Origin of the sequence: Bradyrhizobium sp. NBAIM08, assembly GCF_020193935.1 — a bacterium.
Classification (GTDB): domain Bacteria; phylum Pseudomonadota; class Alphaproteobacteria; order Rhizobiales; family Xanthobacteraceae; genus Bradyrhizobium; species Bradyrhizobium yuanmingense.
Genome location: NZ_JADYVR010000004.1, coordinates 571,606 through 598,249, shown reverse-complemented (window position 1 = coordinate 598,249; position 26,644 = coordinate 571,606). Strand labels below are relative to the sequence as shown.

The following is a 26,644-nucleotide window of genomic DNA, read 5'->3' as shown; positions in this document are numbered from 1 at the left end:
GCGGTTTTCGAAGAAAATGTGACCTTCGCGTCGTCGTTCTTGAATGTCGGCCCATTTCAAGGTGCTTGTACGACCATCACGTCGGGCATTTTATTTCCTCTGTGCAAGACCTGCGACCGGGCGAGACAACGGATCCCTTCAAGCTACTATTCGCGCGGAGACTTGCGACCGGATCGTTGATTGATTTAGATGTGAACGTGTTTTTCCTTTTTGGAGCAAATAACGTGGCGTTAGGGCCTGTTAAGTGGTTCAACCCGACGAAAGGCTATGGATTCATTGCGCCGGATGATGGTGGCAAAGATGTTTTCGTGCACATCTCTGCGGTAGAGAAGGCCGGCTATACCTCGCTCGTTGAAGGCGCGAAGGTCAGCTACGAGCTGGTGACGAACCGCAGCGGCGAACAAGCCGCAGAAAATCTCCGCGTAGGATGAGGCGGAGCGCGACGTCCTGGCAGACTTTGAGCTAGCCTGAATCTCGTGCTTTTGAGACCTTTGGAAGATATCCCAGTTGGCGCTCTAGGGCGGCCAAAGTCGCGCGGGCTGAATCCAAACGTGCGGTCGCCTCGGTTAGGTTGGCCCCGGCTTCGCCATGCCGCCAGAAAGCTGCCAAGCCGATCTTGATGCTATTCTTAAGACACCGCGGGTCTTGGCTGCGTAAGGCGCGCCCCAATTCAGGCAGTATCCTGGTCTGCGCTCGATGCGCAGAACGTTCTTTTCGCTCCAGGCCGTCGACCACGGCGAGGGCCTCGCGATAGTGCCGTATCGCTTCGACGGTTCTGTCTTCGAGGGTGCTATTGTCGCTCATCTGATTCTCTTCTTCCTCGAGCTCTTAACGGGCATCGTCCTGCACGAGATCCTCCGTGGGCTGCGCGGCTCGTATGTCGTGACCTCTGCGCCGTCCGAGGAAGGGCCTGGCGACGGTCGATACGTCACATTGAAAGGGCGGATCAGGCATGCAGCGTGCTCGCGATTCTTGTCCTTGAGCTACACTCAGAGCGGCCCAAGCGTCGAGCCTCGACCGATCATCGCAGAGTGGCAGTTTCGTGGCGGTTCGTATGCCGCATCGACCAAACGGCGACGGATCACAGATACGGCCAGCCTCTCTCGTGAATGTGGTGTGCTGTCGACGCGCTATCGTGGAAGCGGAGATCCGTCCACCTACAATAAAGAGAGCTCATCACCATTGCATTCGGTTGCGGCAACTCTTTCAGTGGACTCGCAGATCGCCACGTTCTCCTTGATGTCAGCTCTGTTCGGACCGAGCGCACCAAACGGCCTCTTCGATGGATTGATCTGGCCGAAGGACGGCTGACGCCTCGACCGCCTATGGCGCAATGGCGCCGATCGACTTTCTTCCCCTGCCGGCTGCGCCGTCATTCCTCGCGATACAAGAAAGTCGCCTGGCTGCCATCCTCCGCTGACGCTTCGGCCCTTCGGGGTGCGCCGTCGATCGCCTCCGGCCTGTCGATCACCATCGAGGCCGCAAGGTGCGGGCTCGGAAACAGAGATCAAGGAGAACTACCATGGCGACCATCGGCACCTTCAAGAAGACCGGCAACAACGAGTTCAACGGCGAAATCGTCACCCTCTCGCTGCAGGCCAGGAACGTCCGCATCGTCCCCGAAACCAGCCGCTCGGGTGACAACGCCCCAAGCCACCGGATCTATGTCGGCCGGGTTGAGATCGGGGCCGCCTGGTCCAAGCGCTCCAACGAGGGCCGCGACTATCTCGGCCTCAAGCTCGACGATCCGAGCTTCACCGCACCGATCTTCGCGAACCTCTTCGCCGATGAAGAGGGCGAGGGCTTCAGCTTGATCTGGTCTCGTCCCAACCGTCGGAACAGCGACTGATCCGATCCGCAATGCCTCGCCCGGCTGGTCCGGGCGAGGCATCGCTAAGCTCAAGAGCTGGCCGTGCAGAGCTTGGCGAGCCGGCGCACATGCCGGATCGATTCCGATCAGCGAGCGCGAGCCTGCCCCGCCTTGATCGGCCGTCTTTGATTGGCCTCCAATACGGTTTCGACGATGTCTCCCCAGTCGGGGCAGATTGCGACCAAGCGATCCAGCACCGTAGGATCGCGCTCGATCTGGCCGAGCGCCTGAGCGCGCCATTGGTCGTTGAAGCTGATGCTCATCAACCCCAAACATTCGCCGACCGAACTGTCAGGCGGCAAGTGTTCCAAGACTGCCGTCACTATGCCAGTCCATTGCTGAAGTAGACGCCAATGCTCAGCGGAGGGTCCGCTCTCCAACTTCTCTTGAAGGAGATCAATCAGCAAGAGGAAGCGAATCCGCCAAGGTTGGGGCCTGAGGTCCCCGACGTAAGCGTCCACGACTTCGCGGATGTCGGCTGGCAAGTGCTCGTACAGGGTCATAAAGCCCACTCCATCTCACTCAGCACGCCCTTCCATCCCTGGACAGGTATGCGTCTCTGGAGACAGACCAGATTTACGTTAGGTCGCCTATCAACTTATGCGTGACGGAATGCCGAGTTGATTCATAACGTGCCAAGGCTGCGATGGAGCACAAATTCGTCACATCATCGAGCGCGATGAGGATGAACCGCCGTTCGTTTGATCAGATCGGTTGCTTCGACCCCTAGCGCCTCCGCGATTCGGCCGAGCACGGTTACGCTGGCCGACACATCGGCGCGTTCAATTGCGCCGACGTAACGGACACTTAGCCCGGCACCATCGGCCAACTCTTCCTGCGTCATCTCCTTCTTATGGCGTATCCGACGCAAATTGATCGCCATGACCTCCTTGAGATCCATGGCGATAAGGGAACTCACATCGGAACGATCGTTCCAGGAACGATCGTTCCGATTCGTGCTCAGCCGTGCTATTCATATCGTCTGGTTTGGGCCGAGTTTGCCACTTCCGGGGAGCGCCGCGATGCGATTTGCGCATCACGGCACAAATCGCGTGCGACGATTTCCCAGCTTGCTTTAGATGAATTCTAATCGCTGCATCGATGCTGAGGGGCAATTGCAATGAACGACGCGCCATTCCAAGACTGGCCGCCAATAACCGATCGCGTCAACGCCTATGACGAGAAACATCTTGCAATCTACGTTCGGTTGTTGATGGCCGAAGAGGAGGGCGCCGACTGGCGTGAGGTGGTCAGTGTGATCTTCGGCCTCGACCCCGCGCGCGAACCGGATCGTGCCAGACTCGTCCATGACAGCCATCTCGCCCGTGCGCGATGGATGTCGGAAGCCGGATATCAGGATCTTTTGCAACCCCGGATGCAGTGAACTGCGCCCCTGTCACGCAAATTGCGATCTCGCGTGATGCAACCTCAGGGTCTAGTCTCTCGTGCTGTCTTTTCGGATCGTGTCATGGGGCACAGAGACGAGAAGACAGACCATGCCGACCCAGTATTGGCGCTCGCCGGAGACCATCGAACGCCTGAATCGCCTTGAGCGTCCGGGTTTTGCCCTCGAATTCCTTCGCCGCAACGCTGACTACCGCCGCGACTTCGCCCGTACTGAGCGCCAGATCCCGCGCGACGGCGCTGATCCCGAAACCATCAGAACGAGTTTCGCACGTCGATGGAGGTTGCGGTGTCGCCCATGACCCCGCCTCTCCGGTTGGGCTCGAACCAACCATTTGGCTGCCCGAGGCTTCACCGGGAACACTGATCCTCCAGTCCGCCCCGCCGGAGTTTGAGACCGTTCATCCGATTGATCGCAAGTCTTTCGGACTGGCGACCGTTGAGCAGACGGATGCTGACGGTCGCGAGCTAGTTGTCTCCGACGGCTCGGGCGAGCTCCATGTCCGGTTGCGCGACGAGCAGGCCATGCGCCACCCCGCCGTGCTTGTGCCGCTCGACAGCATGGGCGAACTGCGCGCCGACGTGGCGCTGCACTTGGCCCGCCGCCTTGCTGGCCAGCGCACTGGTCTTCTGCCGGCGGCGCTGCGGCTGACGTCGTTTCAGAAACGGCGACTGACACAGCTTCTTCACGCCTTCGACGTTCACGATCTGGGTGGCGGCCCGCGAGACGTGGCGGCGAAGGTGCTGGCCTCCGACCACGCGCACCGTCGTTCGGTCGAGTGGAAGGATTCGCATGCCCGCCGTAAGGCGAACCGCCTCATTCATGATTCGATCGCCTTGGTCGAGCGTGGTTATCTGAAACTTCTACGCGGCCTGTGATCGGCCACATCAAGCCATCCGCCCCGATGAGTTAATCCGCGCCTCGTGGCAACGCCTGGCTTCGCCCGGTTGCGAATGTGGGGGACACAAACGCACGTAGATTTTCGTCCACCCCCAACGCCTGAACTCTCCGCCACCTTGGCCCGGACATGCCGCGACTTGGCCGCGGCGCTTCGAGGCAAGACGGAGATCTCCCATGCTCGATAGGCCCGCGCAACTCGCCACCCGCTACGTGCGCACCCCCGAGGCCGCGCGCCTCCTCGGCATCTCGCCGCGCACGCTCGAAAAATACCGCTGCCATGGCAATGGCCCGACCTTTCGCAAGCTCGGCGGCCGCGTTGTCTACGCCATCGGCGATCTCGAAGCCTGGGCCGATCAGGCCGCCTGCAGCTCCACGTCGGATCCTCGCTATCTCGAGGCCCGCGCCGCCAGCAACGCGCATCGCTGAGGCAACGCCCACCATGTCGTCGCGTCGCCTCATCACACCCAGCGAGCGAAGCAAGCTCGACCCGTTCGTTGTCGCTACCGGCGATGCCAGTCCGCGCGATCAGCGCGACCTGATGGAGCGCCCATTCTTTTCGCTCGCCAAGGCCAAGCGCACGACGCCGATCCTTTATGAGGCAGGCGACATCTGCGTCGAGGTTTATGCGGTTCCCGAGCACGGGATGGCGACCATTTGGGATGCCGACGTGCTGATTTGGGCGGCCAGCCAGATTGTCGAGGCTGAGAACGTTGGCCTGAAGACTTCACGTTTCCTGCGCTTCACACCTTACCAGCTTCTGACCGCCGTCGGCCGGCAGACCGGGGCCCGCGACTACAAGCTCTTGAAGGGAGCATTGACGCGCCTGCAGGCGACCGTGATCCGCACCAGTATCCGGCAGGGCGAGCATTGGCGGCGCCACCAGTTCTCCTGGATCAACGAATGGGAAGAATGCGCGCGGCGCGACGGCCGCGTGGAAGGCATGGAATTTGTCCTCCCCGACTGGTTCTATCGCGGCGTCATCGATCGCTCGCTCGTTCTCACGATTGATCCGGCCTATTTCAGCCTGACCGGCGGGATCGAGCGCTGGCTCTATCGCGTCGCGCGTAAGCATGCCGGCCGCCAGCCAAGAGGATGGCGGTTCGAGGTCGCACACCTCTATGCGAAGTCGGGCAGTCTGGTGCGTGTCTCTGATTTTGCGCTGCAGATCCGGCGCATCGCCGCGCGTCAGCCGCTTCCCGGCTACCGCTTGCGCATCGAGCGTGAAGCGCGTCGCGAATTGCTGCGCATTGTTCCGGCCGAACTATCCACTGCCCCTGTGGACGGCGCTGTGGAAGCGCTCGGGACTTCGCACGCAAACCATATCGGGATTCCGCACGCAGCCCTATCGGGACTTCGCACGCGTGAACCGCAACTAACGCTTTGGCCGGAAACCGCGATTCCCGGCCTTAACTTAGAGTCTAACTTAGAATCTAACTGTTGTAGTGGGCCCGTACGTCCTGCGGATGAAGACGACGCTCGCGCTGAGCCACCAACCAAGGACCCAGCCCAACCATCTCTGCCGCTTCCAGGTCGCAAGACGGGAGGCAAGCGATGATCGTCGCCGTGCTCAACCAGAAGGGCGGTGTCGGCAAGACCACGCTCGCCCTGCATCTTGCCGGTGAGTGGGCGCTGCGCGGAAAGAGCGTGACGCTGATTGATGCCGATCCCCAGGGCTCGGCATTGGATTGGTCGCAGCAGCGCGCGCGGGAGAACGTCGCACGGCTGTTCGGCGTCGTTGGCCTCGCGCGCGATACCCTCCACCGCGAGGCGCCGGAGATCGCACGCACCGCCGATCATGTCGTCATTGACGGACCGCCGCGCGTCGCTGGATTGATGCGTTCGGCGCTGCTGGCAGCTGATCTGGTGCTCATCCCCGTGCAGCCCTCGCCTTTTGACGGCTGGGCCTCGGCCGAGACGCTCGCTCTGCTGCGCGAGGCGCGCATCTACCGGCCGCAGCTTGCCGCTCGCTTTGTGCTCAACCGCTGCGGTGCGCGCACGATCATTGCCCGCGAGATCGCCGCGCTCGCGGCAGAAGTTGCGAGGTTCGCGCCATGAGCGAGCGCTCCACCAAACGCGGCTTCGCCTCGCGTCCCGGCGATGCCGAAAGTTGGATCAAGGCCAGCGATGTACCGCCACGCAGCGTGAATGACGTAGCCGCATTCACCGCGCGCCTGACCATCGACGTCACGCCGGCGCTGCGCGGCCGTATCAAGGTCGCCGCGTTCCAGCGCGGCGTGACCGTTGCCGACATGCTGCGCGAAGTGCTGGCGCGAGAGTTCCCCACTGACGCCGGAGAGCCGTCATGAATGACAACGAGGCCTTGCCGCCGCGTGCCGTGCCGACCTCGCATCGACGCGGTATCGCGCTCACCCAGGTCGAGCTGACCTGGATCGAGAAGCGGGTCGAGCACTGGCTCCGCTTCGGCCGTCGCGCGGAGGAAAAGATCCTTGACCGCCGCCGCAGTGTATCGAGCTTTACGCCTGGCAGCGTCTTCGGTTTTGTGCGTTGGGCGTCGAATGACTACGGCACCGTTGTATCGCGCATGGACATCGTGCGCGCGGTGGAGGCCGGGCAGCGCTATCAGACGCTACCATTTGTCCGCCCCGGCGGCGAAATCCTGCTGCGCGTTGATAGCTGGCCGAAGGTCGAGCGCGTGTTGCAAGCAATCGACGCCATTGAGGCGCTCTCCATCGACCCGGCTGACGCTGCGCCCGAATACTGGCGGCATCTCCACAACCGTCTCGCTGCCGACCATGTGCCGCGCGCCTACACGCGCGAGCAGCATGTCGCCTGGCTCAAGCGCCGGAGCGTCACGCCATGACCCCCTTCGGCTATCTCATGTTGACCTACCTTGCGGCGCTGGTCGCTGGCGCCCTGGCCCTCATTCATCCTGCGCCGCGGCTGATCTGGAACGCTACCGCGAGCACGCCGATAGGACTCTACGTGCTGCATCCGGTTGAAGAACTGCACGCCCTCGAACTGGTCGCGGTACGGCTGCCGGAGCCGATCGCGAGCTTCCTTGCCGATGGCGGCTTTCTTCCCAAGGGTGTGCCGCTGCTGAAGCGTGTGATGGCGCTGCCCGGGCAGACTGTTTGCCGGTCAGGCGACACCGTTTCCGTCGATCATGTCGATGTCGGCGCCGCACACGACCACGATCATCGCGGCCGTCCGCTGCCGTGTTGGAGCGGTTGCCATACCCTCGAGCCGGGCGAGGTATTTCTCATGAACCCGAACGTCCCGGACAGCCTGGACGGCCGCTATTTCGGCGCGCTTCCCGTTACTTCGATCGTCGCGCGCGCAGTCCCGCTTTGGACCAATGAGGCCGGCGACGGCCGTTTCGTCTGGCGCGCCGCCACCCATTGACTCGCCTCTCAACCCGCCAACCAGGAGCTTTCCCATGGCACAAATCGGCCAGTTCACCCGCGATAAGTCCGGCTTCACCGGACGCGTTGAGACGCTGTTCTTCGAGCGGATTCTCACCCTCGTCCCGGCCGAATCCTCGGATGCCGAGAACGCGCCGGACTACCGCATCCGCCTCGGCGATGCCGACGGCCCGGAGATCGGGGCAGGCTGGAAGCGTACCGGCGAGAAGGCCGGCGAATACGTTTCGCTCGTCATCGACGACCCGGCGCTGCCGCGGCCGATCCGCGCCAATCTCTTCCAGTCGGGCGAGGACAAATCGGCCTGGACGCTGAACTGGAATCGTCTGCCCCAACGCGCCGAGCGGGACTGATTGCATGCAGGGTCCCGTCACGCGTGCTACCGACAAGGCGTATCGAAGCTCCATCCGTTTGCTCGCGGCAAAGCCGTCTCGTCCCTCCGGTCCGCGCAAGCGTCGGCCGGCCGCCGCGCACAGCGGCGGTCAAACCGGTGGTCCGTGCGCACCGCCGGTAGGCAGCAAGACGCCTCGCCATGATGGCGGAGACAGGGCGAGCCTTGCCGTTCTCCTCCTTACCGGCCTGCTGGTGATTGGCGGGCCAACGGCAGCAGTGTCCGGGCAGAGAGCACCGGCACGAAGTCAACCGGCGAGCGATCACTACGCATCTCATGTGGCAGAGGCCGCGCAGCGCTTTGGCATTCCGGCTGCATGGATACGAGCCGTCATGCGGGTCGAGAGCAATGGCGATCGGCGTGCCGTCTCACCCAAAGGCGCACTCGGCCTGATGCAACTCATGCCCAAGACCTGGGCGGACATGCGCGCGCGCTATGGTCTCGGGCGCGATCCCTTCGATCCCCGTGACAACATCCTCGCCGGCGCCGCCTTCCTTCGCGAACTGCACGACCGCTACGGCTCGCCGGGCTTTCTCGCGGCCTATAATGCAGGTCCGGGCCGCTACGAGGAGTTTCGCGATAGACACCGTCCACTGCCCGCCGAGACGACAGCCTATGTCGCGGCCATCGTCCCTTCTGTCGATGCGGAGGGGGCACCAGGGCCTCTTCTCCTCGCGGCCGCTTCTCGTTCATCCTGGACGCGGGCGCCGCTGTTTTTCGGCCACGTTGACGGTCCGTCGTCCGCCGCCCAGGCAGCATTCGGTCGGCCAGTGCTCGACAGATCGGCTGCCGTTCCCGTGCACGATCTCTCTGCGATAGCGCCCCAGTCGGAGGGCCTGTTCGTCGCGCTCTCGGCCACGGGGCGATCGCAATGACTGCACGGCATCTTCAACGTCAATGCGCGGATCGCGGTACGTCTGCACGCACTCTTGTTGCGGCGGCTGCACATCGGGCAGCTCGTGATATCAGCCGTCAGTTTCCAGGTTCGCTGGCGCCCCGTGACGGACATTCGGTTTGCATTCGAAACGCTGCAACACGGTCATGCGGGCGATGCCTTCGGCCCGCGCTCTACTCGTCGCTTCGCTCCTCACCGAGCCACCCTAGGGGTGTCTCGGCCCTTCGGGTAACGATCGCTATCGCAAACGCTCGCAAACAGTTGGGACTTCCGCAAGTACCGACCGGACGATGGCGAGATAAAAGGCCGGAATGTGCGGCTCGGTCGGTCGGTTGTTGTTGCTTCGTTTTTTTGCTGATCCGGCAATGTGTGGCGTCGGCACGCAACGTGCGCCCCACTATCAACTCATTGCACGGATTCTGCATTTCGCACATTGCCGAGGCTGGCAATGGCTGAAGAGAACGAATTTCAGCCCTGGCCAGGCCGCATCCGCTCTTCCAGGGCCCAACGCGCCAAGCCGTTCATCGCCCAGGCGCTTGCGGCCGCTCAGCGCGCCGGCGGAGGCATTTCGCGGGCCGGCCATCTCGTGAGCCGCCGTCATTCGCGCTTCGGCCGCGGCCGCCTCGCCAGCGTGCGGGCAAACCGTCTGCTCACCGGCCGCTCGCGCCTGGTGACGATCAAGACGCGCGTTGTCCGGCATAGAGGGAAATCGGCGCCGCTCGCCGCGCATCTCGGTTATCTCCGGCGGGAGGGCGTCACTCGGGACGGGGAGAAGGCCCACCTGTTCGGCCCGGACACGGAGGATGCCGATCCCAAGGCCTTCGCCGAGCGATGTCAGGATGACCGCCACCATTTCCGCTTCATCGTCTCGCCAGAAGACGCGCCTGACATGGCCGACCTCAAGGGTTTCGCCCGCGAATTGGTCGGCCAGATGGAAGTGGATCTGGGTACCAAGCTCGACTGGGTGGGGGTCGATCACTGGAACACCCAGCACCCCCACGTCCACATCATCGTGCGCGGCGTCGCAGAGGACGGCCAAGACCTCGTCATCTCCCGCGACTACATCAAGGAAGGGATGCGCGCCCGCGCCCAGGACCTGGTCACCCAGGAACTTGGACTGCGCTCCGATCTCGACATTCGTCGCTCGCTCGAGCACCAAGTCGATGCCGAGCGCTGGACCCAGCTCGATCGCCAGCTTGTTCGCGATGCAAACCAGCACGGTGTTATCGACCTTGCGCCGCGTCCCGAGCAGCAGCCCGATCAATTCCATGCGTTGAAGGTTGGCCGGCTGCGACACTTGGAAAGTCTTGGCCTCGCTCATCAACTCGGGCCCGGCCAATGGTCCATGGACGAGGCCGCCGAAACGACCTTGCGCGAGCTCGGCGAACGCGGCGACATCATCAAGCGTATCCACCGCAGCTTGACCGAACGCGGCATCGAGCGCGGGAGCGCGAGTTACGTGTTATCAGGCGAAAATCTTGACGTCCCCGTCATCGGGCGTCTCGTTGACCGCGGTCTCGACGACGAGCTCAAGGCGACCGCCTATGCCGTGGTCGACGGGGTCGACGGCCGCACCCACCACATCCGGCTGCCCGACCTCGACGCTGCCGGCGACAGCGCGCCAGGCTCAATCGTCGAGCTTCGCAAATTCGATGACGCAAGAGGGCAGCGTCGCGTGGCGCTTGCCGTCCGCTCCGATCTCTCGATCGAAGCGCAGGTGACCGCGAGCGGCGCGACATGGCTCGATCGGCAGGCCGTCGCGCGCGACCCTGTGGCGCTTGGCCAGGGCGGCTTCGGCGCCGAGGTCCGCGACGCTATGGAACGGCGGGCCGAGCAGCTCATCGGGCAGGGGCTCGCCGAACGCCAGGCGCGTGGACTGGTGTTCGCGAAAAACCTTATCGGCACGCTGCGCCGTCGGGAGTTAGAGGATCTCGGCAAGCAGCTCGCCGCCGAGACCGGTCAGCCGTTCAACCCGTCGGCTAGCGGCGAGTATGTGGCAGGCACCTATCGGCAGCGCTTCGCGCTCGCCTCCGGCCGCTTCGCCATGATCGACGACGGTCTCGGCTTCCAGCTCGTGCCTTGGACGCCCTCACTCGATAAACAGCTCGGCCGGCATGTCTCTGGCGTCGCGCGCGCGGATGGCGGCATCGATTGGGGTTTTGGGCGCAACCGGGGGCTCGGCTTGTGAGTGATCCTTCCAATCACCGACGTCAGGAGAGGGCGGCCGCCATGTCGGCGACCAAGATTCTTTGGGGGCAGGTCATCATGGTCTTCGGCATCGTCCTGCTCACGATCTGGGCCGCAACGGAATGGACGGCTTGGCGCCTCGGCTTTCAGCCGCAGCTCGGGCAGCCCTGGTTCGAGCTGCTCCATTTTCCGTTCTACCTTCCGCCTGCCTTCTTCTGGTGGTGGTATGCCTACGATGCTTACGCGCCCTCAATCTTCACCGAGGGCGCCTTCATCGCGGCATCCGGCGGCATCATCGCTGCGGCGGTCGCGATCGGTATGTCGGTCTGGCGCGCCCGCGAAGCGAAGAATGCCGAGACTTATGGGTCCGCGCGGTGGGCGAAGGCAAAGGAGATCGAGCAGGCTGGATTGCTTGGACCCGACGGCGTGGTGCTCGGCCGGTTCGAGCGCACCTATCTTCGCCATGATGGACCGGAGCATGTCCTGTGCTTCGCACCCACGCGATCGGGCAAGGGCGTCGGCCTCGTCATCCCTTCGCTCTTGACGTGGCCGGGCTCGGCTATCGTCCACGACATCAAGGGGGAGAACTGGCAGCTCACCGCCGGTTTCCGCGACCGACACGGCCGTGTCCTTCTGTTCGATCCAACCAATGCGAAGTCATCGGCCTATAACCCGCTGCTCGAGGTCCGCCGCGGCGAGTGGGAGGTGCGCGACGTCCAGAACATTGCCGACATCCTGGTCGACCCCGAGGGTAGCCTCGAGAAGAGGAACCATTGGGAGAAGACCAGTCATGCCCTGCTGGTCGGCGCGATCCTCCACGTCCTCTATGCCGAGGAAGACAAGACGCTCGCCGGCGTCGCGGCCTTTCTGTCCGATCCCAAGCGCCCAATCGAGACGACGCTCGCCGCGATGATGCGGACCGCGCATCTCGGCGAGGCCGGTGTTCATCCCGTCGTCGCGTCCGCCGCGCGAGAGCTGCTGAACAAATCCGGCAACGAACGCTCCGGTGTCTTGAGCACCGCGATGTCCTTCCTGGGCCTCTACCGCGATCCGGTGGTGGCGGAGGTGACACGGCGCTGCGACTGGCGGATCACCGACATCGTCGGCGGAGAGCGAGCGACCACACTTTACCTCGTCGTGCCGCCATCGGACATCAACCGCACCAAGCCGCTGATCCGGCTGATCCTCAACCAGATCGGCCGCCGCTTGACCGAGGATCTGCAGGCCAAGGCTGGCCGGCGCCGTCTCCTCCTGATGCTCGACGAATTCCCGGCGCTCGGCCGGCTCGACTTCTTCGAGTCAGCACTGGCCTTCATGGCTGGTTACGGCATTAAGAGCTTCCTGATCGCCCAGTCCCTGAACCAAATCGAAAAAGCCTATGGGCCCAACAACTCGATCCTCGACAACTGTCACGTCCGGGTCAGCTTCGCAACCAACGACGAGCGAACCGCGAAGCGAGTAAGCGATGCCCTCGGCATGGCGACCGAGATGAAGGCGATGAAGAACTACGCTGGCAGCCGGCTGGCACCTTGGCTCGGCCACCTGATGGTGTCGCGGTCGGAGACCGCCCGTCCGCTGCTGACGCCCGGCGAGATGATGCAACTGCCGCCATCGGATGAGATCGTCATGATGTCGGGCCTCCATCCTATAAGGGCCAAGAAGGCGCGCTATTACGAGGACGCGCGCTTGCAGGAGCGCATTCTGGCGCCGCCGGCGCTGACCAAGGCCAACAACAGGCGGCCAGACGATTGGAGCTCACGGCCTCTGCCGCCGCGACCATTGGCACTACAGGCGCCGACGGACGACCAGGCGGATGACGAAGATCCCAAGACTGCCGACCGTCGGCGGCAGCCGGAACTGGACCAAGAGATGGTGGACAAGAAGGAGTCGGTCGACAACGAGTTCGCGTCTGACCTCGCCGACGAGTTCGATGAAGCCGCCCCGCGGATCAGGCGCACGAGCCACATGATGCAGGGCGTGGCGCGCCAGGCCTCGCTCGATCCCGGCGACGATCTCGGCTTGTGAGGCAGGCATGAGCGGAACAAAGAAGAAAGCTCAGATGTCGGTCTATCTCGATCCTGAAGTCATGAAGGCGCTGTCGGCCTATGCCGCCCGGCGCGAGCAATCGCTGTCGCTCATCGCCGAAGCCGCGATTGCTTCCTTTCTGTCGCCGGACGCTGACGAGCGGCGGGAGGCCGCTATTGCCAAGCGACTCGACCAAATCGACCGCCGGATCGCGCGACTTGAGCGGGATGTTGGAATTTCGGTCGAGACCATCGCTCTCTTCATCCGCTTCTGGCTCACAACGACACCGCCTCTCCCCGAACCAGCTGCAAAGGCGGCGCGGGCGCAGGCGGGTGCGCGCTACGACAATTTCGTCGCGGCGCTCGGGCGCCGACTGAGTCAAGGGCCGAAGCTGCGACAAGAAATTTCGGACGACGCAGGTGCCGTTCAATCTTCTCTCGGCCCGAAACAAGTGGGATCGGAGGGTAAATAGCAAAGAGCCTGCTGTGCTACGTCCACATAAGCGTCGGCAGATTGTTGCGCTTGTAGAAAGGGTTATTTCCACGGCGAGGGCCATCGCGCAGCGGCTCGAATTCATTCCCTAGCGCAACCGCGTGACGGACGAAATGCTGCATGAACATGAGACCCTGGGTACGCCTCCGACGAGGACCGTCTTGCGTGACGGGTGGTAATTCGCGAAGCGTGTGACCTTAAGTCTAGCTTTAAGGTCATCAGGCGATGCGGGTCGAGGTTTTGGGCGGGCTCGAGCGGCGGCGGCGTTGGTCGCAGGACGACAAGGCACGGATTGTCGAGGAGACGCTGGCACCGGGCGCGAAGGTAACTGAGGTTGCGCGGCGCAACGGAGTAGCGGCCAGCCTGGTGTTTACCTGGCGTCGCCAAGCACGGAGATCGGAACAAGTTGCACCATCTTTTACGCCGGTGCAGATCGCCGCCGTAGCAGCCTCGGCTGAAGAAACTCCGAAGCTTTTGCCTACGGTTGATGGCCGAGTTCGTTCGGCGGCAGCTGCGCGTACTGGATTGATAGAGATCGATCTCGGCAACCGACGGTGCATCCGGGTGGATGCGCACGTCGATCCGGAGGCGTTGGCGCGGGTCCTCGATGTGCTTGGACGCCGATGATTTCTGTACCAGGGAATGTGCGAGTGTGGCTGGCTACAGGCTACACGGATATGCGCAGAGGCTTTCCATCGCTGGCCCTCCAAGTGCAGGAGGTGCTGCACAAAGAACCGCTTAGCGGTCATTTGTTTGTCTTCCGTGGTCGCCGCAGCGATCTTGTGAAGGTGATCTGGCACGATGGTCAGGGAGCCTGCTTGTTCACAAAAAAACTCGAGAGAGGAAAGTTTATCTGGCCATCGGTTGCCGGTGAAGCGGTAACGATCTCGCTGGCGCAGTTGAGCTACCTGCTGTCCGGGATCGATTGGCGCAATCCGCAAGAAACCCAGCGCCCGACGCGGGTCGGATAATCGTTTTGGGTTTGAATCTGATGCTCGATCTGATTCAATGGCTTCATGACATCAAAGCCGGACGATCTTCCGTCGGATCTCGCAAGCGCCTACCTTGCGCTGCTGGCCGAGCGCGAGGCGTTGCAGGCTGAACGCGATGTGGCAGTCGCGGATGCCGCCAACGCGCAGGCGGAGCTGTCGGACAGCGAGGTGCTGATCGCTCATCTTGAGCTACGGATCGAGAAGCTCAAACGCGAACTGCACGGGCAGCGCTCCGAGCGCACGGCGCGGCTACTCGAGCAGTTGGAATTGGAGCTCGAAGAACTCGCCACCACGGCGACCGAGAATGAGCTGGCTGCGCAGGCTGCCGCGGCAAAAACCCAGAGCGTGAGCGCCTTCACGCGCAAGCGGCCGGTGCGCAAACCGTGGCCGGACGACATCGAACGTGAGCGCGTCGTCATCAAGGCTCCAACGACCTGCGCCTGCTGCGGCGGATCGCGGCTGGCGAAGGTCGGCGAGGATGTGACCAAGACGCTGGAGGAGATTCCGCGTCGCTTTAAGGTCATCGAGACGGTACGCGAGAAGTTCACCTGCCGCGATTGCGAGAAGATCAGCCAGCCGCCGGCACCGTTCCATGCGACGCCCCGCGGCTTCATCGGCCCACAATTGCTGGCGACGATTTTGTTCGACAAATTCGGCATGCATATCCCGCTCAACCGCCAGAGCGTGCGCTTCAAGGCCGAGAGGATCGATCTGCCGCTGTCGACGCTGGCCGACCAGGTCGGCCACGGAACCTTCGCCGTCATGCCGCTGTTCCAGCTGATCGAGCGTCATGTGGTCGCGGCCGAGCGCCTTCATGGCGACGACACCACCATCCGCATCCTGGCGAAGGGCAAATGCACGACCGGCCGGATCTGGACGTATGTGCGGGATGACCGGCCGTTCGCCGGGCCTGCGCCGCCGGCGGCGGTCTATTATGCCTCGGGCAATCGACGGGGCGAAAATCCTCAGAGGCATCTGGCTGCCTTCGTCGGCATTCTGCAGGCGGATTGCTATGGCCGCTTCGAGCCGTTGTTCGACCCAAAAAGGAAAGCAATGCCGATCACGCCGGCATTTTGCCTGGCCCATGCGCGGCGGGGATTCTTCGAGCTGGCTGACATCGAGAAAGCCCCCGGGAAGGCAAGGGCAAACCGGTCTCTCCGATCGCGCTGGAGGCGGTCAGGCGTCTGGATGCGTTGTTCGAGATCGAGCGCGCCATCAACGGCCGTAGCGCCGACGAGCGGCGTGCCGTGCGCCAGGAGCGGAGCAAGCCGCTGCTCGACGACATGCACGACTGGCTGCTCCGCGAGCGAGAAAGCCTCTCGCGCTCCGCCGAGGTCCTGAAGCCCATGAACTACATGCTTAAGCGCTGGGACGACTTCGTCCGCTTCCTCGACGACGGCAGGATCTGCTTGACCACGGATGGTGTTGAGAAGTCCTTACCTTCAGTTCGTAGCAACTTTTTTGGTTTTTCCTTCCAGGCAGCCACCATGCGTTCGTAGGCCTTCTCGACGCGTGCGACGTAACCAGCTTCCCGTTCGCGGATTTCCTTGATCCAATAGTCCCGGCCCGGGCCAGCCTTGCCGTAGGCACGGGGAGCCCCAGCCTTCAGAGCCACCTTCCGGAGTTTCATCGCCGTGAACGCTGGCCGCGCGTAAGCGTAGTCCTTCCCGGTCGTCAGGACGTGCCAGATCATGACTGCGAGCTTGCGCGCCGTCGCGACGGCCGCGACCCCGGCCCCGTGCTTTTTCTGCGTGCGGTTGAAGAATGCTCGCAACGGACCCGGCGCCGTCTTGGCTGACCACGCCGCCTCAACCAGCATCTTGCGGGCGTCACGGTTGCCCTGCTTCGAGATCCGGCCATGCCGTGCCGGGTGCTCGCCTGACTGCCGAACCCGCGGAGTCAACCCGAAATAGCTGCTGAGCTTATCCGGCGGCGGGAAGCGCGCGATGTCGCCGATGGAGGCCAGTACACTCGATGCGACAACCGAACTCACGCCGGGGATCGTCATCAGCTTGAGAGCCCGTGAATCGTCCAGAGCCTGCTGGGCCACGACTTTGTCGATGTCCGACAGTTGCTTCGTCACGCGTTCGAGTTCCGCGATCAGACGCCGGAGCATTGCACGCTCCTCCGATGGAAGAGGCAGACTGTCCAGCCAATGCTGTCCGCGCTTGCCGAAGAGATAGCCTTTGTAGGGCGGGATGAGGTTGGCATGCAGGATAGCCTTCATGCGTCCTTTAATACGGATGATCTGCGCCAAGACGCCAGCGCGCTCGGACATCTGGCGCCGGCGGCTGTAGGTGTCCTCGTCGGCAACCCAGACCTCCGGCAAGAAGCCGGCAGCATGCAACTTTGCCAGGGTCCCAGCATCGACCTTTGTCCGTTTTGACTCGCGCATAGGCGATCGCCCGAACGAGCCTCGGATTGGCGACGGCGACGCGCTTAACGTGCGGGCGCAGAATACGTTCGACCGCCGCGCTGTTGCCCGTCACCTCGATGACCACCTCATCCTCGAGGCTGAGTGTCTTGGCAAAGGCGACAAGCCGATCGTGGACGAGATCTACGCGGAGCTGTCGGATTATTGTTCCGTCCTCCAGGATCGCCACCTGGGCGAACGATCGGTGGATGTCCATGCCGACGATTTGCATGCTTGGTTCTCCTTTGTCTCAGGAGCCAGTGGCTTGCACGACATCTACGGATCCGCGCTCGCAGCGCAGCCGGGCAAGTCGTAGGGGGCGGCCAAGTAACAAAGCGAGCTCACAGCTCATGGTCATGGCGGCCTGCCACCGTTTCGTGCTCCAGCGCCCCTATCCCGGCTTCGACAGACTAATCCGGACGACCAGTCCTCTCCACCGGGTTTGAGCGCTTAAAACATCATGCCCTTTAACAATTGCGCGGAGCGTGCATTGAGAGGCATTGCCTTGGGAAGGCGCAACTGGACCTTCGCTGGCAGCCAGCGTGGCGCCGATCGTGCAGCTATCATGCTGACGATGATCACGACCTGTCGCCTCAACGACGTCGATCCCAAGGCTTGGCTCGCCGACGTCCTCGCCCGGATCGCTGATCTTCCCACCTCGCGTCTGCGCGAACTGCTGCCCTGGGAATGGAAGCTCCTGCACCAAGCCGGCAAGTCCGCCAATCAGCAAGCCGCCTGACCCTTCACGCAACGCCATCGTAGAACTCGCCGTGCTCGCGCGCATGCGTCAATCAAGCGGCCTTCGTCGTATGCGTACGACCCTGGTGCAACTAACGCTCATACAAATCGGAGCTGCCCCCTGTTCGAATGCACGAAAGATTTCTGATACTACAACGTTGCAGCGACAGCTGCCTCAACGACTGTTCGCGCACGATTTCGAGCTGCGCCGAAGCCATTCGCGGTTTGTAGCTCTGTGCCTGGTTAGGCGCCGAGCGTCACTCATTGCTTTACGGTGCCATCGTCATACAAAATTGGACTAGGATATCTTCCGCGAAGCCGAGCCCAATGGCGCTCGCCCGTTGTCATGATCAGTGATCCTACGATTCGGCGTGGCCCGTTCGCACATCCTGCAAAGCAGAGAGCCACTCGCTCCGTTCATGCGGTCGGCGACCAGGCGAAAACCTGGCCGCCTGAACAGATCCTCATATCCGTCGTGCAGCAGATTACCCAGAACGTGGCGTCTCTCGAAATCCATACAGCAGAGTGTCACGTCGCCATTTGGCAGAAGGACATTGCGAAACTCTCGCTTTTCGGTACATGCAAGAGGTCCAGTGATTGGCAGCCGTGGCCTTGCGATCTTGGGATCAACGCTGCCAGCCCGGCTAATCAGTGATCGCGAGTGAATGAGCGCGTCCGCGGGGATTATAGCGGCGAGCTCGGGGTGGACGTCGCCCAAGGCCAGGAACCGAATCGAGGAGATATTCGCCTTGATCAATTGACGCATCAACTTGAGATACGACTTTGTGACAAAACGGCTATTCATATACTGGCCGTCATCGAAGACATGGACCATGAAAGCTCTAAAGCGCAGCGCCAGTAATCGTCCTAGGTCGTGCTCATCCATTCCAATGAGTGTCGTGTAAATCCGAATGTCATGGCCCTTCGTGTAAGCGTGCTCGACCATTTCGGTGCAATCCGGATTGAGCCAGGGCTCAGAATAGCCCGAAAAATGTATGTCGACGTTTTTGGGTACACGCGACAAACATTGCTTGAAAGCTTCAAGGCTGAGATGGCTGGCGTCGGAGACGGCTCTTTGACGTACGACGAACTTCTGCTGCGGACAATATGCGCACCTGATAATGCAGTTGGTAGCCGTCGTTATCTCTATGACTCTGCCAGAGGGGATATACGAACTCGATGGATGTGAACCGTCCACTGTTGTGCTTCTCTGTGAGCTGCGCAAAATTGCAAGTCCGTGACATTAAGGTTGAGCGGCGCGCTTACGCTTGTGTGCGCTCTTGAATACACTGCGTATGGTAATGCAATTGTAAGTCGGATTGGTTTTCCTTGACCTTTGAAGTCGACTCCCATGCAGCAGCTTACCGGTACGCCGCGAACTGCATCACTCGATCGTCGTGGACGATGGCGTTGGATATATGCGTTATCGGCGGCCAGTCAGGCTCTGCGAAATCGAATTCGATTTCAACGATTTCGCCGTTGCTGCGGATCATTCGCGCGAGAGCGCTGGTCACTGCGGCTGTGGGCAAGTGAGATTCCAAGTCGCTGTAGGTGTTTTTGCCGTCGATCCAATCGCGAAACAGCGTGGATTCAGCTGCATAAGAGAAGGAATTTCCATAAGGCTGCGTGATCCGCTCTTCGGTCATGAATTCCTGGGTGCCGGTCACGAGCGCGTTCGACCGTGATGTCACGACCCCAATGTTCTTCCCTCTTAGGTCTACCTGGCCTTTCCGCGCCGAAATGGGAATCTTCGTCACATGCCCGTTCATGGCGAAAAGAGTTCCGAGGCGGACATCGACGTCTGTACAGTGAAGTCTCCCATTGACGTTGTATGGGACTTCCGGAAACGCTCCCCATGACCGCATGCCCGGCGTGGTCTGCTCGAGCGCGATGGTCCCAAGGCAAAGCGCAACTCGGCTGCGCCGAAAGCAGAGCGCAAACGATGCCACGATATCGGTCTCTCCATAAGGACGTCCTGAATCAAACTTAGCCATGTGTTCGAAGTAATTGTCGAGCCTGTTCAGGATGCTGAGAGGGAGTCGCTTTTCTTGATCTTTGGGGAACGCGGAGAAGCCGGTAATGCGGAGGCTGAGTTCATCCTCTCCGTATATCCGACGGTTCATTTGGAGGAGCCGGGTCAGAAGATCAACATAGTGGTAGGCACCGTGCATGAGCATGCCATAACCGTACTTATAAGGATGATCCTCTCTAAGCCCATATTCGTAAGGCAGATTCCAAACACCGGAAGCGGTCTTCAAGTTGATCGAGGTGATAGGAACCTTCAACTTCTCCATCATCACAGCAATTTGGGAGCGAATGCGTTTTTCATATATCTCGTGATGACGGTCCAGTACGATCAGGCTATGTTGACCACTGGCTCGCTTTCCCCATTCAAGTAGATCCTTGGTGCGCTGATAGATCGAGCCGCCGTCGAAGACACCATCCCGCATCGGTACCAATAGCGGCTTTGTCGTCAGCGTGTCGTACCCCTCCGACATGCAATGGCGCAAATAGCTCTCGTGCGCCTGGGGCTCGGTTGCAATCACAACCTTCAGAGGACCGTCGCTCTCTTTGGCTCGGTCCCTAAGGAATGGAGCAATGTAGGTTAACGATGCTTGCGGATTGTCAAGCAGGAGCCGATCGGGGATGAACGCAGTGTGAATTGGCTGCGCTGGCAGGCCGGCCAATCTACGCAGGACGGTATTTCGTTGAGATTCGAGATCAACAACGGAATACTCCTCAATAGCGCCTGATTGCATCGCGGCACCGATGCATCGCGAATACTTGTAGCCCGAAACGGGTCCAAAGCCCACGATTACAAGATGGCAAGACATCATCAATCGTCCATTGAACCGCTCAATATGTGCCTCATCCCCATGCTGCGAAACGTTGATCTTGGGTGCAACACGTCTAGCCGCGTTGCATGTTTAGGGTATTCAACTTCGTAACTTATGAGTCGACGACAGCGTGAGCTCAGCGAAAATCTTAGCGCGAGAGTATTGGTCATCGTACTCCAAGCGCAAAGATGTACCCCGTTATGCAAAAGAGTATTTTGGGTCGCGCTTGTCCAGCTACCAAGAGCAGCAGCTTGTGTGCCCGGAGTGTACGTCCGATCATCGAAGCCGGACATCGTGTCGAGGGGCAGGGACATCGTGTCGAGGGCCAGGCCGCAGCGACGCCCAGCTTTTGGCGCTGATCGGCCCCATAACCGGCGTTGGAGGTACTTTGTTCGAGCTATACCCTGATGGCGCCACGATAGCGGTTGCGTGTTACAACGCCGGCTCCTATTTGGCTGAGTGCCTCACATCCATTCTCGAGCCGCCGCTTCTCTTGCCACATGAAGTCATTGTCATAAATGACGGTAGTGATGACCCCACGACGTTGCGAATACTCAGCCGCTTTGAGGCCAACAAGACAATTCGCGTCATTCATCACGATCGAAACGTGGGCCTGGCAGGGGCGCGCAATTCCGGTCTGTTCGCAGCGCGTCGTAATTATGTGATGTTCGTCGATGCGGATGACTGCCTGAACAGAACCGAGACCGTGTTGAAAGAGGGGGATTACCTTGACCGTGCAGTGACGGCGCTGCGATCGGACCCCGCGCTCGCCTTTACCCATTGTGCAACGCTCATGTTTGGAGATTGCTGCGGCTACACGAGCTCAGCATATCCTTTAACCGAGGAACTTGTGGCAGCCAAGCATCATGTTCCCGCATCAATCGTCTTTCGGACCGAGGACGCGATTGAACTTGGTGGCTTTAAGCCGTCCATAGTCAAATGGACTGATTGGAGCTTCGGTGCATCGCTTCTTTCGCATCGGCTAAGCAAGGGGCTAGCCAATGAAATCGCTTACTTCGCCACTCCCTACTATCTCTACCGCACGTACCGAGCACCACATAGGGTGTCCCAGAAATCGGTCTCGGAGCAGGAGATGATTCGAAGAACCGTCGAGAGTTTCCGGCCATTATTTAGCAAATACTACCCTGGTTTGGACGATACGAAGGTGAGCGAGCGCGTTTTGGCAGCGAAGCCCTCCCTGCTGAAATGTCTCGCTTATATGGCCAAGGCGGACTTGGCTCGCGCGATACAGTTTATCCGTGAGCGCGATCTCGATCGTCTGCTCGGCGACCGCAGTACGGCGCTTGCCCCGTGAACGTGAAGGAGGCGCTATCGCTGTCGTCGACAGCGGCACCGGGTTAATTATTGCATTATGGTCAGCTCGCAATCGATATCCCTCGTAAGGCAGGTTCTGCCATCGATAAGCGGCTCGCTGTTCGACCTTACATCTGCTATGCGTATGTGCCTGGGAACGGAGCCCGACTGCCACGCGTTGCATGATGAAGGAATTAGCTTTTATGAAGATCTCGGGCGCCAGAATGGCGCTCCTATTATATTTGTACATCTCCTTCATGCTTGTTGGAGGCGGCATCGTCCTTTCAGCGTGGATTGCCTTTCACTACGGCGGAACTGGACTTGTTGGGTGGATCCTGATCTTTACCAGTGGATCGACTCTCGTTCTTGCGCCGGTCGCCGGCCACATCGTGGACAAGCACGACAGATGCGGCGCTGCGGCAGTTGGGCAAGCGTTACGCGCGGCTGGGTTCTTGGCTCTTGCGTTGCCGGAGCTGGACATCCATGGAATCTCTGCTTGCGTCACCTTGACGGCGTCAGGCGCCATGGGAACATTTGGGTTCTCGCTGCAGATGGGAGCCATTAATGCGCTGGCGCGGATAAATGTTGCTGCGCCTGACAGTGCGAAACTGTCATTTCAGATGTCGCTCGCAAAGCAGATCGGGATCGCATCTGGCACTGGCCTCGCCGGTCTGTCGATCGACAAATGCGGTCCGTCTGCAACGGCCCTGTTCTTGTCGGTGCTGGCGTTGTGCGCAGCCTCTTGCCTGGGATTGATCCGTTTCCCAGGGGCTGGTGCTCCCGTGGTCAAAAGCAAACTTGGATTGTTCGGTGCCTCTCGGCAGGCACTCGAATATCTTCGCGGGGATCCTGAGGCACTCACGGGGACGATATCGGTTGGTCTGGCATTCGCGATCATCCAAACGACCAATCTTTTGCTGCCAGGGTTTGTGGTGAACAGGCTTGAAGGCAGCACCAGTCTTTTTGGAGCCTTGGAGATGATCGCAGCAACAGCGGGATTTGTGGCCGTTGTCATTTCTGCAAGTACCTCCTCAGCAGAACGACTGAGGCAAGGGGTTGTCCCGCTGCTTGTTGCCGCTGGATTGTCACTTGTCCTGTTCTCAATTGCGAAGCAGAAGGTGACCGCAATTGCACTTTACGCCTTGGTCGGGGTTCTCTGGAGCCTTTCTCGTGCAGCCGCAGATGCCGCGCTGCTCACATTCGTGGAGATTGGATTTATCGGTCGAGTGCAAGCCCTCACAACACTGGTAACGGCAGCGGTCGGCGCTGTCGTTTATAGCCTGCCGACCATCTTCGTGAAGCTTACCGAGGCGCAGCTCTATGCGCTCTGCGGCAGTGTGATAGCGGTGAGTGCCGCGTGCCTTCTTCTGTTCGGACGCTCGGCAGGAGAAAGCTGTTGTTTGGCGCGGAGAGCTGGAAAGCGTAAGGATGAGCGCGGCCTCGACGCCGAAAATCAGATCCGGACATCTGCCGGCAATCAGACGAGACTTGACAGCTAACAGGCTCATCAACGGGCATAAATTAAAGCGACACGGGGCAGTCGGTCACCGATGACAATCGCAAGCTTGGTCGTGCGAGTGCGGGTGTTTACGACTTGTAAGTGAGGCCAAGATGCGCTAGTCGGGGGCATGGTTATTCGTACACAAAGTAACGAAGGCGTAGGCCGTCCTCTGCTGGGGGCGTGAGTCGCGGTTACCATACGCCGCCTTCCGATCCTCACATTGCGGATGGGTCGGAATTCTCCATCTGCAGTAACGATGGAGAAAGCCATGCTTGAAAAGACCTTCGATCCCAAAAGCACGGAGCCCCGCCTGTACGCCAGTTGGGAAGCTTCGGGCGCGTTTGCGCCCTCGGATAATCCGGGGGCGGAACCGTTCTCGATTGTGATGCCGCCACCGAACGTGACGGGATCGCTGCACATCGGCCATGCGCTCAACAGTACACTGCAAGATGTGTTGATCCGCTTTGAGCGGATGCGTGGCAAGGCCGCCCTCTGGCTGCCGGGTACTGATCACGCCGGTATCGCGACGCAGATGGTCGTCGAACGCCAGCTCGCGCAGGATGGGAACATCAATCGCCGCGAGATGGGCCGTGCGGCGTTCCTCGCTAAGGTGTGGGAGTGGAAAGCCGAATCTGGCGGCAAGATTGTACACCAGCTGCGCAAGTTAGGCGCTTCCTGCGACTGGAGCCGGGAGCGCTTCACGCTTGACGACGGCTTCTCGCAGGGGGTGCGCAAGGCATTCGTCACCCTCTATAACGAGGGGCTGATTTACCGCGACAAGCGCCTGGTGAACTGGGACCCTCACTTTCAGACGGCCATCTCGGACCTGGAGGTCGAGCAGCGAGAGGTTGACGGCCAGCTCTGGCATTTCGCCTATCCTTTGGCGGATCGCTCCGGCGAGATCGTTGTCGCCACCACACGTCCCGAGACCATGCTAGGTGACGCTGCCGTCGCGGTATACCCGGATGACGAGCGTTACAAGCATCTCGTCGGAAAGCAGGTCATCCTGCCAATCGTCGAGAGGATGATTCCGATCGTCGCCGACGCGTATGCGGATCCGGAAAAGGGGTCGGGCGCGGTCAAGATCACGCCCGCACATCACTTTGACGACTTCCAGGTCGGTACGCGCCATGACCTGCCGATGATCAACATTTTCGACGAGTTTGCACGTATTAATGAGAATGCTCCGCAGGCTTACCGCGGGCTCGACCGCTTCGCTGCGCGCAAGAAAGTGGTCGAGGCTGTCCAAGATCTCGGTCTGCTGCGCGGAACCGAGACGGTTCGCCACGTGGTGCCCCACGGGGACCGCTCGGGTGTGGTGGTCGAGCCATTTCTGACCGACCAGTGGTTTGTGAATGCCGAGGTACTGGCACAGGCCGCGATCAAGGCTGTGGTTGAGGGCGATACGGTCTTTCTACCCAAGCAGTGGGAAAAAACCTACCTCGACTGGATGCGCAACATTCAGCCATGGACTATCTCGCGCCAGCTCTGGTGGGGTCATCGCGTCCCGGCATGGTTTGGCCCGGATGGCGTCATTTTCGTCGAAGAAACGGAAGACGGAGCTAGGGATCAGGCCCGCGCGCACTATGGCCGCGACGTGCCGCTCGCTCAAGACGAGGACGTACTCGACACCTGGTTTTCCTCGGCGCTGTGGCCATTCTCGACCCTCGGCTGGCCCGAGAACACAACCGATCTTGAGCGCTTCTTTCCAACGAACACTCTCATCACGGGTTTTGATATCATTCCGTTCTGGGTCGCTCGCATGATGATGCAGGGCCTGCAGCTGATGGGCCGGGTTCCGTTCAAGCGGGTGTTCATCAACGCGCTGGTGCGGGATGCGAGCGGCGCGAAGATGTCAAAGTCCAAAGGGAATGTCTTGGACCCTCTGGCGCTCGTGGACGAGTTCGGAGCCGACGCCCTGCGCTTCACGCTGACCGCCATGTCCGGTGCTGCACGCGATATCAAGCTCTCGCGGCAGCGCGTTGAAGGCTATCGCAATCTGGGCACGAAGCTCTGGAATGCTACGCGTTTCGCCCAGTTGAATGACTGCGCGCGCGAAGCGGGATTTTCGCCGGATCGGACGATGATGCCACTGAACCGCTGGATTATTGGCGAGATGGTCCGGACAGCCAAAACCGTGACCATCGCTTTGGCGGATTGCGGCTTCGCTGAGGCTGCGGACATGCTCTACCGCTTCATCTGGAATGTGTTCTGTGACTGGTACATCGAGATGATCAAGCCGACGCTCAGCGGTGCTGACATTGCGGCGCGCGACGAGGCCCGCGCGGTCACCGCGTGGGTGTTGGACATCACCTTTAAATTGCTGCATCCGGTCATGCCATTCCTAACTGAGGAGCTTTGGGCTAAGACGAGCGATCTTGGCGCGCCACGAGAACAGCAGGACTTTCTCATGACCGCATCCTGGCCTCAGCTTGCGGAGAGCCTCATCGATCCGGCCGCAGACGTCGAAATCGGGCTGATCATCGATGCTATCTCCGAAGGTCGATCAGTTCGCCAGGAGCTGAACGTCCCTCCCTCTGCGCGTCCGCCGCTTCTGGTGGTCGACGCCTCCGAGAGGCAACGCAGAACACTAAAAGCCAGCGCGCCGCTTGTCGCGCAGCTCCTCCGTGTTTCCGATGTGCGATTCGTTAGCGTTGTGCCCGCGGGAGCGGTCTCCTACGTGATAGCCGGCGCCACGCTGGCGCTCCCGGTCGCAGAATTCATAGAGCTGACCGCAGAGCGCGCGCGTCTTGCTAAGGAGATAGGCAATCTAGGCGCAGAGGCAGAGAAGCTTTTCAGGAAGCTCAGCAACGAGGACTTTGTCGCTCGTGCCCCGGAACAAGTCGTGGAGGATTCACGCGAGCGTCTTGCCGAAACAAAGATCGCCAAGAGCAAGCTGGAAGCAGCGCTCGCTCGGCTGCTGGCGGTCCTCCACTGATCGGTCTGTAGTCACAAGCACGCGAATAACGACATGGGTCGGCAAACCAAAATTGATCCCGCTCTCGCAGACATACAGGAATGCCTCATGAAGCATAGGTTCACCATCCGAAGCCTGAACTGCACCGGCACTATTGGGTCACCAGGTTTGAAGGCACAGATTTTTTTTCCCGAGGCGTGAACGGATTATCCCAAGAAAATCTGTGCTAGATCCTCACGAGAGTTGGTGGGCGATCCATCCGCTGGAATTCCGTCGTTGGCCTCCAATCGGCGGCGTACGATAAAGCAAGTATTTTTTCTCTGCTCTACGCCCTCTCTACGACGACTGAATACTTGTTGAACTAACCCATTTCCTGCCTTTTCTATC

The 26,644-nt window shown here is 60.8% G+C and carries 27 protein-coding genes and 3 pseudogenes; 25 read left to right on the top strand and 5 right to left on the bottom strand.

Features of this window, described 5'->3' with window-relative positions:
* The first annotated feature begins 224 nt into the window (after positions 1-224).
* From I6F37_RS17550 to I6F37_RS17540, 3 genes are all read left to right on the top strand, one after another.
* The gene (locus I6F37_RS17550; RefSeq protein ID WP_036046514.1) at positions 225-431 is read left to right on the top strand and encodes a cold-shock protein; all 207 of its coding nucleotides are present in this window, start codon (positions 225-227) and stop codon (positions 429-431) included.
* Positions 432-696: 265 nt separating this feature from the next.
* Positions 697-1,311, top strand: a complete 615-nt coding sequence (locus tag I6F37_RS17545) for a hypothetical protein (protein ID WP_036046493.1) — start codon at positions 697-699, stop codon at positions 1,309-1,311.
* Positions 1,312-1,522: 211 nt separating this feature from the next.
* The gene (locus tag I6F37_RS17540; RefSeq protein ID WP_036046495.1) at positions 1,523-1,849 is read left to right on the top strand and encodes a DUF736 domain-containing protein; all 327 of its coding nucleotides are present in this window, start codon (positions 1,523-1,525) and stop codon (positions 1,847-1,849) included.
* A gap of 107 nt (positions 1,850-1,956) precedes the next feature.
* Here the strand turns inward: I6F37_RS17540 and I6F37_RS17535 are convergent, their stop codons facing one another.
* Together I6F37_RS17535 and I6F37_RS17530 are read right to left on the bottom strand one after the other, a co-directional pair.
* Positions 1,957-2,373, bottom strand: coding sequence for a hypothetical protein (locus tag I6F37_RS17535; protein WP_036046498.1), 417 nt, complete (start codon positions 2,371-2,373; stop codon positions 1,957-1,959).
* A 164-nt stretch (positions 2,374-2,537) separates the two neighbouring features.
* Positions 2,538-2,771, bottom strand: coding sequence for a helix-turn-helix domain-containing protein (locus I6F37_RS17530; RefSeq protein WP_036046501.1), 234 nt, complete (start codon positions 2,769-2,771; stop codon positions 2,538-2,540).
* A gap of 219 nt (positions 2,772-2,990) precedes the next feature.
* Here I6F37_RS17530 and I6F37_RS17525 point away from each other — a divergent pair, with 219 nt between their 5' ends.
* From I6F37_RS17525 to I6F37_RS17445, 17 genes and pseudogenes are all read left to right on the top strand, one after another.
* The gene (locus I6F37_RS17525; protein WP_036046503.1) at positions 2,991-3,254 is read left to right on the top strand and encodes a hypothetical protein; all 264 of its coding nucleotides are present in this window, start codon (positions 2,991-2,993) and stop codon (positions 3,252-3,254) included.
* Positions 3,255-3,366: 112 nt separating this feature from the next.
* Positions 3,367-3,576, top strand: a complete 210-nt coding sequence (locus I6F37_RS17520) for a DUF6499 domain-containing protein (RefSeq protein ID WP_081493989.1) — start codon at positions 3,367-3,369, stop codon at positions 3,574-3,576.
* Entirely contained in the window at positions 3,488-4,153 is a 666-nt protein-coding gene (locus I6F37_RS17515; protein ID WP_225152226.1) for a DUF2285 domain-containing protein, read from the top strand. The genes I6F37_RS17520 and I6F37_RS17515 overlap by 89 nt, the downstream gene beginning before the upstream one ends.
* A gap of 196 nt (positions 4,154-4,349) precedes the next feature.
* Positions 4,350-4,601 (top strand): AlpA family transcriptional regulator, encoded by a 252-nt coding sequence (locus I6F37_RS17510; RefSeq protein WP_225152175.1) that lies wholly within the window; start codon positions 4,350-4,352, stop codon positions 4,599-4,601.
* A gap of 13 nt (positions 4,602-4,614) precedes the next feature.
* Positions 4,615-5,730, top strand: coding sequence for a replication initiator protein A (locus tag I6F37_RS17505; protein WP_225152173.1), 1,116 nt, complete (start codon positions 4,615-4,617; stop codon positions 5,728-5,730).
* Positions 5,727-6,230 (top strand): ParA family partition ATPase, encoded by a 504-nt coding sequence (gene parA, locus I6F37_RS17500; protein ID WP_081494005.1) that lies wholly within the window; start codon positions 5,727-5,729, stop codon positions 6,228-6,230. The genes I6F37_RS17505 and parA overlap by 4 nt, the downstream gene beginning before the upstream one ends.
* On the top strand, positions 6,227-6,481 hold the full coding sequence (locus I6F37_RS17495; RefSeq protein ID WP_036046882.1) for a hypothetical protein: 255 nt from the start codon (positions 6,227-6,229) through the stop codon (positions 6,479-6,481). Before parA ends, I6F37_RS17495 begins: the two co-directional genes overlap by 4 nt.
* On the top strand, positions 6,478-6,996 hold the full coding sequence (locus I6F37_RS17490) for a DUF2840 domain-containing protein (RefSeq protein ID WP_036046883.1): 519 nt from the start codon (positions 6,478-6,480) through the stop codon (positions 6,994-6,996). The genes I6F37_RS17495 and I6F37_RS17490 overlap by 4 nt, the downstream gene beginning before the upstream one ends.
* A complete protein-coding gene (locus I6F37_RS17485; RefSeq protein ID WP_225152171.1) occupies positions 6,993-7,538 on the top strand; it encodes a S26 family signal peptidase in 546 nt (181 codons plus the stop codon). The genes I6F37_RS17490 and I6F37_RS17485 overlap by 4 nt, the downstream gene beginning before the upstream one ends.
* 34 nt (positions 7,539-7,572) lie before the next feature.
* Positions 7,573-7,908, top strand: coding sequence for a DUF736 domain-containing protein (locus I6F37_RS17480; RefSeq protein ID WP_097669224.1), 336 nt, complete (start codon positions 7,573-7,575; stop codon positions 7,906-7,908).
* A 4-nt stretch (positions 7,909-7,912) separates the two neighbouring features.
* Positions 7,913-8,821 carry a lytic transglycosylase domain-containing protein gene (locus I6F37_RS17475; RefSeq protein WP_225152169.1) on the top strand — a complete coding sequence of 303 codons (909 nt, stop codon included), beginning with the start codon at positions 7,913-7,915 and terminating at the stop codon, positions 8,819-8,821.
* A 468-nt stretch (positions 8,822-9,289) separates the two neighbouring features.
* Entirely contained in the window at positions 9,290-11,029 is a 1,740-nt protein-coding gene (locus I6F37_RS17470) for a VirD2 family relaxase/mobilization nuclease (RefSeq protein WP_225152167.1), read from the top strand.
* 41 nt (positions 11,030-11,070) lie between these two features.
* Positions 11,071-13,053 (top strand): conjugal transfer protein TraG, encoded by a 1,983-nt coding sequence (locus tag I6F37_RS17465; RefSeq protein ID WP_225152165.1) that lies wholly within the window; start codon positions 11,071-11,073, stop codon positions 13,051-13,053.
* Between the two features lie 7 nt (positions 13,054-13,060).
* Positions 13,061-13,525, top strand: coding sequence for a CopG family transcriptional regulator (locus I6F37_RS17460; RefSeq protein ID WP_225152163.1), 465 nt, complete (start codon positions 13,061-13,063; stop codon positions 13,523-13,525).
* Positions 13,526-13,770: 245 nt separating this feature from the next.
* On the top strand, positions 13,771-14,172 hold the full coding sequence (locus tag I6F37_RS17455) for a transposase (RefSeq protein WP_225152161.1): 402 nt from the start codon (positions 13,771-13,773) through the stop codon (positions 14,170-14,172).
* Positions 14,169-14,516: an IS66 family insertion sequence element accessory protein TnpB gene (tnpB, locus tag I6F37_RS17450; protein ID WP_035701064.1), complete on the top strand. Its 348-nt coding sequence runs from the start codon at positions 14,169-14,171 to the stop codon at positions 14,514-14,516. The genes I6F37_RS17455 and tnpB overlap by 4 nt, the downstream gene beginning before the upstream one ends.
* Positions 14,517-14,561: 45 nt before the next feature.
* Positions 14,562-15,976, top strand: a pseudogene (locus tag I6F37_RS17445) (IS66 family transposase); the annotation flags it as partial.
* Positions 15,977-15,993: 17 nt separating this feature from the next.
* On the opposite strand, the pseudogene I6F37_RS17440 reads toward I6F37_RS17445, so the two are convergent.
* Positions 15,994-17,038: pseudogene (locus I6F37_RS17440) on the bottom strand (IS110 family transposase); the annotation flags it as partial.
* Here I6F37_RS17440 and I6F37_RS45920 point away from each other — a divergent pair.
* Both I6F37_RS45920 and I6F37_RS17430 read left to right on the top strand, forming a co-directional pair.
* The gene (locus I6F37_RS45920; protein ID WP_225152231.1) at positions 16,982-17,266 is read left to right on the top strand and encodes a hypothetical protein; all 285 of its coding nucleotides are present in this window, start codon (positions 16,982-16,984) and stop codon (positions 17,264-17,266) included. The pseudogene I6F37_RS17440 and the gene I6F37_RS45920 sit on opposite strands and share 57 nt — an antisense overlap.
* A 153-nt stretch (positions 17,267-17,419) precedes the next feature.
* A pseudogene (locus tag I6F37_RS17430) lies at positions 17,420-17,689 on the top strand (transposase domain-containing protein); the annotation flags it as partial.
* 297 nt (positions 17,690-17,986) lie between these two features.
* On the opposite strand, the gene I6F37_RS45555 reads toward I6F37_RS17430, so the two are convergent.
* On the bottom strand, positions 17,987-18,454 hold the full coding sequence (locus I6F37_RS45555) for an SPASM domain-containing protein (protein ID WP_225152225.1): 468 nt from the start codon (positions 18,452-18,454) through the stop codon (positions 17,987-17,989).
* A gap of 595 nt (positions 18,455-19,049) precedes the next feature.
* Complete coding sequence (locus I6F37_RS17420) at positions 19,050-20,447, bottom strand: hypothetical protein (RefSeq protein WP_225152159.1); 1,398 nt, start codon at positions 20,445-20,447, stop codon at positions 19,050-19,052.
* A 427-nt stretch (positions 20,448-20,874) separates the two neighbouring features.
* Here I6F37_RS17420 and I6F37_RS17415 point away from each other — a divergent pair, with 427 nt between their 5' ends.
* The 3 genes from I6F37_RS17415 to I6F37_RS17405 all read left to right on the top strand — a co-directional run bounded on the left by I6F37_RS17415 (position 20,875) and on the right by I6F37_RS17405 (position 26,278).
* Positions 20,875-21,840, top strand: coding sequence for a glycosyltransferase family A protein (locus I6F37_RS17415; RefSeq protein WP_225152157.1), 966 nt, complete (start codon positions 20,875-20,877; stop codon positions 21,838-21,840).
* Positions 21,841-22,042: 202 nt separating this feature from the next.
* The gene (locus I6F37_RS17410; protein ID WP_225152155.1) at positions 22,043-23,338 is read left to right on the top strand and encodes an MFS transporter; all 1,296 of its coding nucleotides are present in this window, start codon (positions 22,043-22,045) and stop codon (positions 23,336-23,338) included.
* Between the two features lie 270 nt (positions 23,339-23,608).
* Positions 23,609-26,278 (top strand): valine--tRNA ligase, encoded by a 2,670-nt coding sequence (locus tag I6F37_RS17405; RefSeq protein ID WP_225152153.1) that lies wholly within the window; start codon positions 23,609-23,611, stop codon positions 26,276-26,278.
* The last annotated feature ends 366 nt before the right edge of the window (positions 26,279-26,644 follow it).